This window comes from Streptomyces sp. CA189 (genome assembly GCF_056428985.1).
The window spans coordinates 203994-217856 of record NZ_JBWJVM010000006.1; the positions used below are offsets into that span (position 1 = coordinate 203994).

A 13863-nucleotide genomic window follows, 5' to 3' on the forward strand; every position below is an offset into this window, starting at 1 on the left:
CGTTGTCTCCTTGCTTGTTGACGTCTTAGTGCAGCAGCCAGCCGCCGTCGACGTGGACGGATTGCCCAGTGATGAACGACGCGGACGGGCCCACGAGGAACGCGACCAGGGCCGCGACGTCTTCAGGGCGTCCGCGTCGCGGGACGCACTGGCGGTTGATCTGGTCTTCCGGGCGGGCTCGGTGCTGGGCGGGTATGACGGTCTCGGCCTCGACCTGGATGGCGCCGGGCAGGACCGTGTTCACGCAGATCCCGTGCGGGCCCAGCTCGCGGGCCAGGGAACGGGTCAGGCCCAGCAAGCCCGCTTTCGCCGTGCTGTACGCGACGAGGTTGGTGCGGCCGGCGCGGGCGTTGACGCTCCCGATGTTCACGATCCGGCCCCAGCGGCGTTCGATCATGGCGGGTGTCAGGGCGTGGCAGGTGCGGTAGTGGGCGGTGAGGTTCACGTCGAGGGAGTAGTTCCAGGCGGCTTCGTCGGTGTCCTGCCAGGGGACGCGGGGGTAGGAGCCGGCGTTGTTCACGAGGATGTCGACGGGGCCGATCTCGGCGCGGACGAGGTCGGCCATGGTCTGGACGGCGGTGGGGTCGGTCAGGTCGGCGTTCACCGCGATGCCGGGGCTGGCGTCGCGTTCGAAGGCTGCGAGGAGGGCGTGGGCGTCGGGGTCCTGGCCGAGGTGGTTGACGGCGACGGTGGCTCCGGCGGCCGCGAGGGCCCGTCCGATCTCAGCGCCGATGCCGGTGGCTCCACCGGTGACCAGGGCGTTGCGGCCCTGGAGGGGCCGGGCCTGGAGGGGTGCCTCAAGCAGGGGCAGGGACATTGCGGCTCCGTTCGCGGGGGTCGGGGTGAGGGGCCGGTGCGGTGGTGAAGAAGGCGTCGAGGCCGGTGGCTGGGTCTTGGCTCTCGGCGAGCTTGATCAGGACGAGCAGCAGGTCGTGGCCGCTGAGCCGCGTCGGCGGGATCACGCCGAGGATCCGCAGAGCGAGGAAGGCGTGCAGGTCGGCCATGCCGATCCCGCCCTGCTCGCAGAGCCCGTGCAGTGCGCCTGTGATGGCTACGTGACGGCCGGGGCCGGTTTTCCAGGAGTAGCGGATGTCGATGTGCTGGGTCGTGGGGTGCAGTTCCAGGTGGTCGATGCTCGGGGTGGTCTGGGTGGGCAGGGCCAGGCGGAGGGTGCGGGCGTACACGTCGCTCTGGTAGCGGGGGACGAGCCAGCCGCCCATGGCCATGAGGTACCAGAGCAGGTTGGCTGCCTCGCCGACGGCGGTGTTGCGGCCGGCGAATTCAAAGTCGAGCCAGCACAGCGGATCGGCGATGTTGGGCTCGGTGGGGTCGCCCTGGGTCAGCCCGGCCAGCCATCGCTGGTCCGGAGCCAGGGCCTGACGGGCGCTGTCGATGATGGAGGCGACGTTCAGCGTCAGCGGTCGTCCGTTGGCGGTGACGGTGTAGTCGGCGAGTCCCTGGAGGGTGAGGGTCGCCGTGGTGTGGGGGAGGGCGACCGGCAGGTCCCGTTGCAGGTACCAGCGGTCGAGCCGACCGCCGGGCCGGATCCGGTCGAGGTAGAGGTCGGGCACGCACTCGGCGATCGGGACCACCGTCCCGGTGTCGGCCGCCGCGGTCCGCAGGTCGTGACAGACACCGTCCATGAGCCGTCCCAGGCGGGGCAGTTCGGAAGGGTCCCGGTCGGCCAGGCTGATCACGTCGCCGAGCAGCAACTCGCAGCGCCCGCTGGCGAAGACGTCCTCGTACGCGAGCAGGTGGCGGTCCGGGAGTGCCGGACGGCCGAGCAGGGTTGGCACCTGGAAGCGGGCGACGAGCTGGGCCCAGCCCCTGGCTTCGGCTTCGGCCGCCTCGCGGGTGGCGACCTCCTTGCGGAAGGCGAGCCCCGCCGCCCTCTTCGGAAGGCTGGCCGCGCTCACGTTGCCTCTCCCGGCAGGGTGGCCAGCCAGCCCCGCAGGACGGCCAAGGCCAGTTCCTCTGCGGCGGTCCGCTCGGTGCGGGCTGCCGCGACCACGCTGGTGTCCTGGTGGCCCGCTTCGACGAGAAGGCGCAGGGCGTCACTGTCGGAGGGGCATTCGCTCCCGCTGAACCGGAGCTGGATCTTCGCCAGGAGCGCGGTGACCTTGTAGAGGTCCCGGAGGTCGGGCGAACCCTTCAGGAGCTGGCGGCGGATCTCGATGGCGGCCTGGATGCCGTCGCGCAGGCTCGCATCGACGTCGGTGGCCGCGTCCGGGGCCGGCAAGGCCAGGCCGGGGGCGCACCAGAGCGGGATGAGGCCGCCGCTGCCGATGAGCGCGAGGACGTGCAGGAGCCGGGAGGTGACCGTGCCGGCCCGGCACTCCGCACGCGTCAGCACGGTCAGTCCGAGCTTGACCCCACCGAGTTCATCCCCCAGGTCGGCCAGCACGGTCCGCATCCCGTCCAAGTGCTCGGCGTCGGCGACGACGAACACGTCGAGGTCGCTCCAGCCGTGCTGGTACTTGCCGCGGGCTCCGCTCCCGGTGACGGCCAGGAGGTCGATCAGCGGGTGCGGCCCGGTCAGGCGGTCGAGGAGTTCGGAGAGGTATGACTCCAGGTGCACGGGCAGGCCCAGGGCGTTGACCGGCATCGTGCTGGGCTGATGCTCGGGCCACTGACGGGTCAGCGCCATACGGTCCAGCCGCCGCTCCAGCTCCAAGCGGCCCCCGTCGTTGCCGATGACCTCCTGTGCGATGGAGGAGATCTTGTCGGCGCCCCGAGCGCTCTTGACGAGGTCGCGGTCGAGAACGTCCTGGGCTCCCGCCGTCCCGCGCTGTGCACGGACGGCGGCGGAGGTATCCAGGTAGGTGATGGTGAGCTGGGGGCCGAGCATCCTGGCCAGCTCGACCGCCGAGTCGAAGTCGTGCAGCGACTCGATGCTGACGGAGTCGAGGAAGTGGTGGGCCTCGCAGTACCGGTCCAGGGCGTCCACGATCAGCTCGGCCTGCACCACCGGCCCCAGCCGGTACGGGTCGGCGATCCCCGCCCGGCCAGCCGCGTTCTCGATCAGGTAGCCGATCTTGAGGCGGGCGTGCCCGTGATGCGTACGCAGGTACTCGCCCGCCGTGCTCTTGCCGCTCTCCGACATCCCGCCGAGCGCGGTCACATGCACGCCCGCCATCGCCCGGCCGGGAATGGCGGGGTGGAGAGGGGCCAGGATGCGGCGGACTTCGTCCTGGATGGTGACGGTCGGCCGGTCACCAATGTGGATCGTCTCGCCGAACCGGCCGTCCTTGACCAGCCGGGTGATCTGCTCGTGAAGGTGGCGCTGGTAGGCCGCGTAGACGTCCGTGACGGTGGCCTCGTGGGACAGGCTCCGGCGGGTCCCTGCCTCGACGTCCTTGCAGTGCAGGAGCAGGAGGGAACGCTCGCTGTCCTCCGCGGCACGGAGATCGGTCTCGTACGGCGCCAGGAGGAAGCGGGCGCGGTCGGCGGCCTGCGGGGCGGCCAGGTCTTCCCGCACGGCGACGGTGGCAGCGACGGTCACCTCCAGCATCGGGATACCCCGGTCCAAGAACCGCACCGACGCGGAGAACGGGTGCCGGGAGCGCTCCAGATAGGAGGCGGCGAGGACATCGGCGACCTCCTCGACGGGGCCCGTCTCGAACCACCAGCGGCCCATGCCGTCGGCCTTGATGGCCGCCCAGCGCGGGTCGTAGAGGTCCAGCGGTCCCGCCGAGGTCGCCGCGGAACCCATGCGGCGGGCGAGGACCCCGATCTGTTTGGTCTTCCCGGTGTTGTCGGGGCCGCTGAACGCGACCGAGACGGGCAGGGGGTGGGTATCGCTGCTGAGCAGGCTGGTCATGGCTTCCCTTCACAGGTGTGGCTGAGCACGTGTGCCGGCGAAGGTGCTGTCAGCACCTGCCGTGAGGCGAACTGCGCGTTCGGATTCGGAACGCTCTATCCGGCGGTGTCGTCCGGACCTCTGTCGTCGACGCTGAGCGAGGGGTGCGTCATGGCCACCTGCGCAGCCGCGTACTCACCCTGGGCGAGCAGGCCGACCATGGCGAGCCCGGCGGCCGTACCGACCGCCCACACCCAGGTCAGGGCGGTTCCGAGCGGGTCGGATATCGCAGGCCGACTCACGCGGACGCCGCCTTCGGGTCCTCCGCGCGCAGGGCGATGGCCCGCTCCAGCTGGAGGCTCAGCAGCAGGACCTGTCCGGGGTCCATGTCGAGCGTCGCGGTGGTCTTCGTCCCGTCAAGGAAGCAGACCTCGACCGGCAGAGCCGCCTGCCCGGTCCGGCGGTCGTAACGGGGGTCCTTGTCCAGGAGGGCGAGGCCCCGGACGATCGGGGTCGTCGTGCGGGTACGGGGGTCCTGTTCGGTCGTCGTCACCGGTGGTTCCTCTCATGCGTCCGGGCAGGCGCCAACAGGCCCTGAGCAGGGCCTGTTCGAGCCAATCGGAGATCCAAGGGGTGATGTTCAGTCAACGGCGATCCGGGCCCTTGGGGCAGGCCCCAGGATGTAGTCCTGCGTAATCCCGCGTAATCCAGGTGGGGAGGGTGACGGGGTGCCGAAGAACCCGGCCGTCGCGGATCTGATCAAGCAGGCGTGTCAGGAACGCGGCTGGGGGCCCTCCGAGTTGGCGCGTGCTCTCGGCCTTGCGGAGAGCGGGAACCCGCGCCGCCTCCAGCGCCAGCACGCACGCCGCTGGATCGAGGGCGAGCGGACACCGGATCACTGGTGGCCGTACATCGCCCAGGTATTGGCACTGAACCCGGAAGCGATCAACCTCCCAGAGGCCGTGCCGGTGGCACTCCACGCCGATACCGTTGCATCAGTCCTACACCTGGGAAGGAGCGACGTGGACCGCCGGAACTTCATCCTCGCGTCCAGCGGATACGCCCTGTCCGCCCTCGGACTGCCCGACATGGACAGCATCACCCGCCGGACCACGACCGCTCCCCCAGGCGCTGTCCGGGTAGGCCGGGGCGAGGTGGCAGCCGTACGCCACATGGTGAAGGCCCTCGGGGACTCGGCCTCCGAACTCGGCGGCGGCCACGCCCGCCACCTGGCCGTCCGGTACCTGACACAGGACGTCGCACCCTGGCTGGAGGGCCGTTTCACCGAGGCCACCGGCCGCGAGCTGTTCGCCGCGACCTCGCAGCTCGTGCACCTCGCCGGCTGGATGGCCCAGGACGAAGGGGACACCCCAGAACTGCGTGGACTCGCCCAGGGCTACTACGCGCACGCCTTCCGCCTGGCCGCCGAAGCCGGAGACCCGGAGCTGTCCGCCACCGCCCTACGAGGGCTCGCCGTGCAGTGCGTCGACCTCGGCTACCGGGCGGAGGCCGTCCAACTCGGCGAAGCCTGCGTGGACTACGGTCGGCACCTCGACAACCCGCGTGCCGTCGCCTACTACGAGGCCACCCTCGCGAACGCCGCCGCCCAGGACGACGACCGCCGCATGGCCACCAAGCACCTCGCCATGTCCGAGACCGCCATCGGCAAGCCGGCCGCCGCGGGCGCTGACTCCTGGGCAGCGCACTACTCCCCCGGCCGCTGGGCCCACGAGTCCGGCATGATCCTCTCCCGCCTCGGCGACCTCGACGCCGCCGAGGAGCACCTCCACCTCGCGCTGGACATCCACGGCCTCGACCGCCGCCGCACCCGTGCAATCGTCCTCGCGGACCTGGGCGGCGTACGGCTGCGGCAGGGCGATGCCGACGGCGCGATGGCCACCTGGCGCGAGTTCCTCGACTGCGCCGACGGCATCCGCTCCGTCAAGGTCCGGGCCGCCCTGCAGGACATGCGGGTACGACTGCGCCGGTACAGCGGAGTGCCGGAGGCCCAGGAGCTCCGCGAACGGGCGGCACGCATCGCCAGCTGACGGGCACCCGCTGATCTTTCGAAGGCGGAACGCCGCCGTCTGCCCCGGCGCCCAGCCTCTGAAGTCCGGCATCTCACCACCGCACCGCCTCGCGGAACAGCGATCGCGCCTGCAAGGTCGCCTCAAGCCCGTCACGCCGGGAGCGGGAGCCTCAGCCGGATCGGGGGACCCTCACGGGTGGGATCGTCCAGGACGATGACGACGGCGTTCGGCCGGCGGTCCGTGGTGGCGGTGACGGCACGATACTCGTCGAAGTGCGGGGGTGCGCCGCCCCCTCCGCCGGAAATCTCCTCGGGGTCGCCCCCCTCAGGAGCGTGCTCGAAGAGAAGTTTCAGGGGCTGCTGCGGCCAGGGGTCGGAGAAGTCGGGTGCACCCGGCCGGCGCACGGCGTGGGCGGTGACGTGGCAGCCCTGGGGTGAGGACACGACCCCGCCGTGCCGAACGGTCCACTCGGCGTCCTCGTGCACGACGGCACCCGGGAGCAGGAGCCGCAGGAAGGTGTCCGGTTCGATGTCGGGTTCGGTGAGCCCGTTGAGCGCGTACTGCTCGTCCCGGTCAGGGAGCAGGATGCGGGCCGCGCTTCCCGGGATGTCCGGGAGGACCAGCTGGGACAGCCGGGCCCGGGGCGGGCCGAGGAGGGTCAGCTCGTCGGCCGCGATCGGAGCCGTTCCCGGTCCCGGTACGAAGCAGACGGGGTCCGGGGCCCGGTCGGGAAAGGCGGCCACCACGGATCCGACGAGAAGTTCCGTTCCTGAGGGCGTCCGCTCGGCGAACAACCAGACAGCACCGTCCGCTCCGGCGGCCGGCGGCCGGAGCCAGCCCAGCCCCTCACACGTGGGCGTCGTCAATTCGAGCACCCCAGCTTCGCCGGAGATGACTTGCCGCCACCCTGGAAGACGCCGTTCTGGACGTAGGCCCTTGCCTCCGTCACGTACCACCGGGCAGCGGAACTCCTCTTGCACGGCGTCGCGAACGAGGTCCGGGAGACCCTCCAGTTGTCCTCCTTGCGGTCGCTTCGGCGCCAGACGGTCACCTCACGGTCCGCACATCGCTCACAAGCCCGGCTCAGGAGACGGATCTCCAGCCACTTCGGGGCCCAGTCGGGGCGTGAGTCGCACGTGTGATCCGCATAGCCGTAGATCCGCCCCTCGGCATCCAAGGTCGGAGGGTACTCGTTGACTTGGCAGATGAACTTGGCTGCACGGAGCTCAGGAGGTGATGGTTCCGAGTGGGCGGTCCCACTCAGGCACGAGAAGAGCAGGGCTGTGGCGGCGAAGGCCGAAACGCGTCGCATAGGCAGTGCGTCCTCATCATCGAGAAACCGATGTCCGGACCATAGCGACCCTTCGTGACCAAAGGGGTGAAATACATCCGAGTGGCCCTGTATGCGATACCCGGCGCCCCCAAAGGGCCGACCTCGATACCGAAACGAGTCGCACCGGCCTCAAGTAGAAGATCAGGGCCCTCGCCTCCGTTGAACCGGAACGGCACACCGCTCGCCGCAAGGTGCGACGCAACCGTAAGTTCGGCTCGGTGCGTAAGGAAGAGCTCCATGCCCTCCGCGCCCTGGTCCCAGAACCCCCGGAAATCTTGGCGCTTTGCTGCGAGCCCGTCTGGCTGGACCCGCTCCAGAATGGCCAGGGTCTCCTCTATCGCCGTCAGGATGGGGCTCCGCCACACGCATGGACGACGCCCCGGTAGCGATTCGGACGCTCCGCCTCGAAGTACCAACGCAGTGGGTGGGTCGGAACTCCGTCCATCCACCGGCTGAGAACTGGCAGGCCATTTTCGCTCCGGTCAACCATCCATGGATCCTACGAGCCCGCAGGTCGCTCGTGCCATCCGCTCCACGCAAGGCCGCAGGTCGACTTGGACCGGGGCCGTAGGCCGCGTCGACGGCGGGGGCCTGCTTGGGCTTGCGGGTGATCCGGTGGAGGTGCGACTTCCAGTCGCTCGCCTGCTGCGGCTCACCTTGGGCGGGACGCGGCTTCCGGTCGTCCAGTCCGCGGGCCTTGCGCCACTCGCGAAGGAACTCGTCGATGTCGATCTCTTTGCGGCCCAGCGGCGGCCCCGGGGGGCGGCATCCGCAGACCCTGGCCGGTGTGGCGATGTACTTCCTGCCCGGACCCGGCGTCCCTGTGCTCATGATCGGGCTCTCCCTGCTCATCACCGGCCTCGTGTTGGCCGCAGCCGGCCGCCGCTCACACCGCACACCGAGGCCCAGCAAGCCCATCGACGGCTACACCGGCCGAGCATGCCGGGCCGGGTGGTTCGCACGTTTGCCAAACGTTGATGGCAACAGCCGCATTCAACGTTATGTTGAATGCGCGGATGTCTGGCATACCCTGCGCCATCCGCGTACGTTCCCGTAACGCGTCGTCAGTTTGGTCCTGGCATCAACAACGACGAAAGGAACATTAGTGGACACACGGGTAAAACCCCGGCGCATCAGAATGCTGCTGAGCAGCCTTCTCGCAGTCCCGATCGCGGCTCTCCTGGTTCTCACCACTGCGACTTCCGCGAGCGCGCACTATGTGTACGCACAAGACGAAGTCTGGGCTAACGCCGACAGCACCAAGTGCCTTTACACCTATGCCGAGGTGTCACACGGAGACGGTGGCGGCTACACCAAGACGCAGGCGAACGCAGGCCGCGACCTGTACTGCATCATGCCGTGGAAGCGCCTGCCCGGGGACCTCGCAGCCAAGTACGAGTACTACAAGTGGGATGGCGCGGACTGGTATGTCTGCGCTCTGGTCGGGGAATGGCAGTACAGCGCCTTTGAATCGGGCCAGTACACGCTGTCATGGAACTTCGGCGGCGCCCCGCCCTGCGGGGGTGGCTACTACGGCACGACTGGCTACACGTCCGTCCAGTACGGCGGGGACTGGTACGGCTGGAATGTTGGCATCTGGTCGGGCTTCCACTACATCGAACCGTAGGAGGCACGCTTGAACAGGGCACGTTTCGTATCGGTGCTGGCAGGTGCTGCCATCCTCGTCGCCGGAGGCGTCATGACCGCCACAGCCTCCGACAGGCCGCCCGCTCCTCCGCGGCCTCCGTGGGTAAAGGCCGACGGCACGGTGGACACGACAAAGCTGCCTGACCGGATGCCCGTCATGGGCCCGGACGGCAAGCCGGCGAAGGACGCCAGCGGCAGGCAGATCACCGTGGACGTACGGCCGCCTGGGCAGCCGACCGGGCAACAGAACAAGAGCGATCCTCCGGGTAGCAGCAGGAGGGTAGAGAAGGGCGAGAACGGAGCCGTCAACGAGATCTTCGAGATCAAGCCCTCCGCTCCGCCCGCCGGCTAACCCATCAGAAGGGCCCCGAGCCAGCGATCGTTCGGGGCCCGACCCGTAGGAAGGGGCGCGGCATGTCCGCGTTGGTGTCACTGGTCGCGGGCCTTTGGTATGCGGCCATCGCTGTCATCGTGTTCGACGACAACCCGTCAGCAATCCTCTTCGGCGCCGCATTCGGCGCGGCGGGCTTCGTGCTGGCCTCCGCCGGGATCCGCATGCTGACCGGTCACCCGGAACAGGCTCTCCTCGCCCGGCGCGGCGCCTGGCTCGCACTTCTGACAACCGCGATACCTCTGGCCGTCTGGGCCGTCAACGTCACGTCCTCTGACGCTCCTGCCGCCTACGCACAACTTGCGGTCTCACGTGGGGTCTTCGGGTACGTGGCTCTGGCGGTGACACCAGGAGTCCTGACCCTGCTGCTGGTCCGCATCCGCGTCCGAAGCTAGGACTACGCAATCACGACGAGCCTTTGGTCGAACCAGACGCGATGGCGAGCGGAGTGTACTGGGAGCCGATTTCGAGGGCCGTTGGTGGTCGGTGGCGGCCACAATGTCGCCATGGGAGACCTGGGTGGGGAAGAGGTCATGGTGTGGCGCGTCGCAGGCGGAGCCCGTCCTGCGGCGTACGTCATGCCGGCCGTTGTCGCGGTGAAGGCCGCTGTGTGCTGGTTCTCTTGGGTGCTGGCACCCACCTGGGCCGCCGCCCATCTGGCAGGAGTGTGGACCGGCCTCGCGACCGGTGCCTGCTTCTTCTTCTGGTGGGCGATTTTGCGAGTCCGACTTGAGATCGGCCCTCAACGGGTTGTCGCGATCAACCCGTGGGGTACTCATCGGTTGCCCCTGGAGCAGGTCACGCATGTGACGCTCGGCAACTGGGGCGCCGAGTTCCACCAGACCAACGGGTTCAAGACCACCTCGTACGCACTCAGCGACATGGCGGGGTACGCAGGCAAGGCACAGGGGGCCAAACGCTTCGGGGAAGTCCAGGCAGCGCTGGAGAGGGTGCGGCGGCCGACATGAGGTCCGGTTCAGGCGGCTTGTGCCACTTCCTCTGGGCGATGCGGCCGGAGGCGGGTCCTCGCCCTGGTGACGAGTTGGCCGGCCGGAACCTCGCCCTGCAGGCCATGCGCCATCGGCAAGCCGGCAGCCGCACGCGGAGACTCCTGGGCCTCGACATCCACGGCCTCGACCGCCGCCGCACCCGTGCCATCGTCCTCGCCGACCTGGGCGGCGTCCACCTGCGACAAGGCGACGTGGACGGAGCCATGGCCACCTGGCGCGACTTCCTCGACTGCGCCGACGGCATCCGCTCGGTCAAGGTCCAGGCCGCCCTCCAGGACATGCGAGTCCGCCTCCGGCGGTACAACGGGGTCCCGGAGACCCAGGAGCTCCGCGAACGGGCGGCACACATCGTCATCTGACCGGCATCTGCTGATCTACGAAGCGAGTGGACATCAGTCCCCGGTCAAGACTCTGGGCGGGACCTCCGAGGTCGGCGGGCGCTCTCGTCGTATTCGGACAGGCCGGCGAACACAGCACAAGGCCTCACTGTTTCTCCCGCAGTACGTTGCGCGCCACTTCCTGTGCCTTCGCGATCATGTGAGGGCTCTCGTACGGCGCTGTCATCGTGCTGCGGCTCTTGTCTGGTGTGACCCGGATGGTCACCCACGCGGCAGGAATCCCGTCATCAGGTCTTGCCGGTGCGGCCTCCACTCGCATGGATGTGACCCCTGGCCCTCCGTCGGACGGCAGGAACGCCTCCGATCCCACTCGACGAGCGGTGTTCCACGCTTGCCGTCGCGAGATGCCGGTACCACTGGGCGATCAGCTCGCCCGTCCGATAGGCGACCTCGCCGCGCCCCCAGAAGCGACCCCAGGCGCGCGTCAGGCGTCGGGTTCTGCTGCTGAGATGGCGGCGAGAGCCGACCCGGGATCCCGTTCCACCACGAGATCGCCCAGCGTGACGACGCCGACGAGTTCGCCGTCTTCGTCTTGCACGGGCAGACGCCGCAGCGCGTGCCGGCGCATGAGATCCATGGCCTGGTCGACGTCATCGCTGGGCTTTACGGTGACCGGTTCAGTGCTGCAGATCGCCGAAACCGTCGTGTCGGCGGGATCCAGGTTCTCCGCCATGGCACGTATGACGAGGTCCCGGTCGGTCAGGATTCCGCGCAGCCGGCCCTCGTCGACGACCAGGACGTCCCCGATGCCGGCATCCCGCATCACCCTCGCGGCTTCTGCCAGCGAGGTCAGCTTTTCGACGGTCACCGGATTCCCGGTCATCACCTCGTGGACTCGCCTGGTCATGGCTCCTCCCCGTCCTGGAGGGACGGAGCCGACAGTGGATCAGGCTCCGGCTCTGGGCCCGGGGCAGGACTCGGTGCTGGTCGTGGCGCCTGGGGATCACCGGGCCAGGGGTGTGCGGGAGGCGCCGGATGCGGATCCGCGGGATCCTGGGGGAACGGATGGGTAGGCGGGCCAGTCTTCGGATGCGTCATGGTGCCTCCGCTGTTCATGAGGGACTGGCGGCAGGGCTGGTCAGGCGCGGTCAATGGTGTCTTCGTCGCCGGTCGCGTCATGACGGACGATGACGACCGGGCAGGACGCGTGCGCAGAGCATTGCTGGCTGACCGAGCCCAGCAGCAGGCTGGCGAATCCTCCCCGGCCCCTGCTGCCCACGACCAGCAGCTCGGCGCCAGCCGACGCCTTGATCAACGCGCTCGCGGCGCCGCCGCGCACCAGGTGCTGTTCCATCGGCACCTCGCCGACCTGGAGGAGGACCTTCTCGATCTCCTCGGTCATTTCCTGTCTGCGCTGCGCTTCGTCGAACTCGGCATCCACCGCCGGAGCCGACCAGCCGATCGCTCCGGGCAGCTCGTAGGCCGCCACTGCGTCGACCGTCGCCGCGATGAGACGCGCGTACCGCACCGCCCACCGCAGCGCCTCGTACGAGGCCGGGGACCCGTCGACGCCCACTACCACGCGGGGAATCCGACCACTGGTGTCCATGGCCTCATCCCTCCTCGTTCGGTTCCCCCTCCACTTGGCTCTTCTCAACCGCGCCTGCCCACTCTCATCCGGCCCAATCTCCGTTGCTCTCTTCCCTCCGTTTCCCCGGCGCTCCCCAGCTCCTCGGCTTCCCGTTCGCGCTCCGCCGCCCGGGTGCCCGTCCGCTATGTCATCGTGTCGTCGTGGAGCTTGCCCTGCCTCGGTACGAGGATGTGGCGGAACGTTTCCCGACTCGGCAGGAGCCCTCCCGTGCTCGAACGCAAGCGCCGCAACGGCAGCAAGGACCACACGGAGATCACGTTCGTCCTGCCGGCGGAGGCCCCGCCAGGACCAGTCAGTGTCGTGGGCGACTTCAACGACTGGCAGCCGGGAACGCATGAGCTCCGGCCGCGCCAGGACGGCACCCGCGCGGTCACCGTCGCACTGCCCGGCAAGAGCACGCATGCCTTCCGCTACCTGGCAGCGGGCGACTATTGGTTCAACGACGAAGGCGCCGACGCGCTCGACGGCTCCAACAGCCTGCTCCGCACCTGACGAACTGCACCCACACGGCTACGTACCGCCTCCGAGAGCATCCCCGCGAGTACCGCGGGAGGGGCTCCCGTGGGCGCACCAGCGGATGGGGTTGACGTCGTGTCGACATCGAGTCACGAAACGTTCGGCGCACCCTGCTGGGTCAGTCTCCTGTCCCGCGATCTCGGCGCCGCACAGCAGTTCTACGGCGCGGTTCTCGGCTGGGAATTCGGACCCGCCCGGCTCGGCGAGGCGTTCTCCGTCGGCTTCGCCGACGGGATTCCGGTGGCCGGCCTCGGCTCCCTGCCCCCGAAGCTGACGCCCCCCGTGGTCTGGACTCCGTACTTCGCCGTGGACGATGCCGACGTCACGGCGGCACGCGTCCTCGAACGCAGTGGAACCGTCGCCGTTGGCCCCTTGGCCTTCGGCACCGGACGGGCGGCGCTCGCCTCGGACCGCGACGGGGCCGTCTTCGGAATCTGGCAGGGGCGACGCCATCCCCGACTGGGGTATGGGCGGAGACGCCGCTCCGGCCTGGCTCGAACTGCGCACCAGGAACGCCTTCGACGCCGCCATCTTCTACGGCGAGGTCCTGGAGTGGGCCTGCGAGCACGCCGGCTGCTGCGAGGTCGCGTACGCGGAGGAGAGCGAGCGCATCCTGCTGCGCCACGCGGGTCGGACGGTGGCGCGCCTGCACGGCGGGACGCTCGCGCAGGCTCCGGACCCGCATCTGCGGCCGCGCTGGCACGTCCACTTCCGGGTGCCCGACCTCGAAACCGCGGTGAAGGCGGCCCTCGGAAGGGGCGCCAGCACCGTGTCCGGGCCGGACTCCGGCCCCTTCCCCCACGAGATCACCCTGCGGGACCCCGACGGCGCGGTGTTCAGCATCGCCGGTCCCACCGGTCCCACCGGCCCCGGCGGTCCCGGCGGTCCCGGCGGTCCCGGCGGTCCCGGCGGTCCCGGCGGTCCCGGCCCATTCTGACCAGCGGACGCAGTGCGTGTGGGGACACGGCGCGGGTAAGTGCACAGCAGAAGGCGAAGGCACCACATCAGGAGAGGGGCCCCGCCAGTGCGACACGAAGTCGCTCCACCCAAGCGGACGACCTGCACGAGGAAGGAACTGAATACGTAGGCCGTCCCAGACCAGTGTCCAAGGTCTGTCCCCACGCTCGCATGCGTCGCTGGCAACGGCG

16 protein-coding genes and 1 pseudogene are annotated in these 13863 nt (G+C 69.4%); 9 read left to right on the plus strand and 8 right to left on the minus strand.

Annotation, left to right across the window (positions count from 1 at the left end; all coding sequences use genetic code 11):
- Positions 1-25 precede the first annotated feature (25 nt).
- The 5 genes from AC061S_RS07725 to AC061S_RS07745 form a co-directional block, all read right to left on the minus strand.
- Entirely contained in the window at positions 26-817 is a 792-nt protein-coding gene (locus tag AC061S_RS07725) for an SDR family NAD(P)-dependent oxidoreductase (protein WP_478685087.1), read from the minus strand.
- Positions 798-1916, minus strand: coding sequence for a hypothetical protein (locus AC061S_RS07730; protein WP_478685088.1), 1119 nt, complete (start codon positions 1914-1916; stop codon positions 798-800). The genes AC061S_RS07725 and AC061S_RS07730 overlap by 20 nt, the downstream gene beginning before the upstream one ends.
- Complete coding sequence (locus tag AC061S_RS07735; protein WP_478685089.1) at positions 1913-3820, minus strand: nucleotidyltransferase domain-containing protein; 1908 nt, start codon at positions 3818-3820, stop codon at positions 1913-1915. Before AC061S_RS07735 ends, AC061S_RS07730 begins: the two co-directional genes overlap by 4 nt.
- 95 nt (positions 3821-3915) lie before the next feature.
- The gene (locus AC061S_RS07740) at positions 3916-4101 is read right to left on the minus strand and encodes a hypothetical protein (RefSeq protein WP_478685090.1); all 186 of its coding nucleotides are present in this window, start codon (positions 4099-4101) and stop codon (positions 3916-3918) included.
- Entirely contained in the window at positions 4098-4352 is a 255-nt protein-coding gene (locus AC061S_RS07745; protein ID WP_478685091.1) for a hypothetical protein, read from the minus strand. Before AC061S_RS07745 ends, AC061S_RS07740 begins: the two co-directional genes overlap by 4 nt.
- Before the next feature lie 175 nt (positions 4353-4527).
- Between AC061S_RS07745 and AC061S_RS07750 the strand changes: the two genes are divergently transcribed.
- Positions 4528-5847: a helix-turn-helix domain-containing protein gene (locus AC061S_RS07750; RefSeq protein ID WP_478685092.1), complete on the plus strand. Its 1320-nt coding sequence runs from the start codon at positions 4528-4530 to the stop codon at positions 5845-5847.
- Between the two features lie 131 nt (positions 5848-5978).
- On the opposite strand, the gene AC061S_RS07755 is transcribed toward AC061S_RS07750, so the two are convergent.
- Positions 5979-6695 (minus strand): hypothetical protein, encoded by a 717-nt coding sequence (locus tag AC061S_RS07755; RefSeq protein WP_478685093.1) that lies wholly within the window; start codon positions 6693-6695, stop codon positions 5979-5981.
- 1191 nt (positions 6696-7886) lie between these two features.
- On the opposite strand from AC061S_RS07755, the gene AC061S_RS07760 reads away from it, so the two are divergent.
- The 6 genes from AC061S_RS07760 (at position 7887) to AC061S_RS07785 (ending at position 10569) form a co-directional block, all read left to right on the plus strand.
- On the plus strand, positions 7887-8219 hold the full coding sequence (locus AC061S_RS07760) for a hypothetical protein (protein WP_478685094.1): 333 nt from the start codon (positions 7887-7889) through the stop codon (positions 8217-8219).
- A gap of 228 nt (positions 8220-8447) precedes the next feature.
- On the plus strand, positions 8448-8789 hold the full coding sequence (locus AC061S_RS07765; RefSeq protein ID WP_478685095.1) for a hypothetical protein: 342 nt from the start codon (positions 8448-8450) through the stop codon (positions 8787-8789).
- Positions 8790-8930: 141 nt separating this feature from the next.
- Positions 8931-9161 (plus strand): hypothetical protein, encoded by a 231-nt coding sequence (locus tag AC061S_RS07770; protein WP_478685096.1) that lies wholly within the window; start codon positions 8931-8933, stop codon positions 9159-9161.
- A gap of 62 nt (positions 9162-9223) precedes the next feature.
- Positions 9224-9595 (plus strand): hypothetical protein, encoded by a 372-nt coding sequence (locus tag AC061S_RS07775; protein ID WP_478685097.1) that lies wholly within the window; start codon positions 9224-9226, stop codon positions 9593-9595.
- A 111-nt stretch (positions 9596-9706) separates the two neighbouring features.
- Entirely contained in the window at positions 9707-10168 is a 462-nt protein-coding gene (locus AC061S_RS07780; protein ID WP_478685098.1) for a hypothetical protein, read from the plus strand.
- A 104-nt stretch (positions 10169-10272) separates the two neighbouring features.
- Positions 10273-10569: a hypothetical protein gene (locus AC061S_RS07785; protein WP_478685099.1), complete on the plus strand. Its 297-nt coding sequence runs from the start codon at positions 10273-10275 to the stop codon at positions 10567-10569.
- Positions 10570-11032: 463 nt separating this feature from the next.
- On the opposite strand, the gene AC061S_RS07790 is transcribed toward AC061S_RS07785, so the two are convergent.
- Together AC061S_RS07790 and AC061S_RS07795 are read right to left on the minus strand one after the other, a co-directional pair.
- On the minus strand, positions 11033-11455 hold the full coding sequence (locus AC061S_RS07790) for a CBS domain-containing protein (RefSeq protein WP_478685100.1): 423 nt from the start codon (positions 11453-11455) through the stop codon (positions 11033-11035).
- Positions 11456-11686: 231 nt separating this feature from the next.
- A complete protein-coding gene (locus AC061S_RS07795; protein WP_478685101.1) occupies positions 11687-12157 on the minus strand; it encodes a universal stress protein in 471 nt (156 codons plus the stop codon).
- Between the two features lie 249 nt (positions 12158-12406).
- Here AC061S_RS07795 and AC061S_RS07800 point away from each other — a divergent pair, with 249 nt between their 5' ends.
- On the plus strand, positions 12407-12691 hold the full coding sequence (locus AC061S_RS07800) for an isoamylase early set domain-containing protein (protein WP_478685102.1): 285 nt from the start codon (positions 12407-12409) through the stop codon (positions 12689-12691).
- Positions 12692-12790: 99 nt separating this feature from the next.
- Positions 12791-13652 (plus strand): annotated as a pseudogene (locus AC061S_RS07805) (VOC family protein).
- Positions 13653-13863 lie beyond the last annotated feature (211 nt).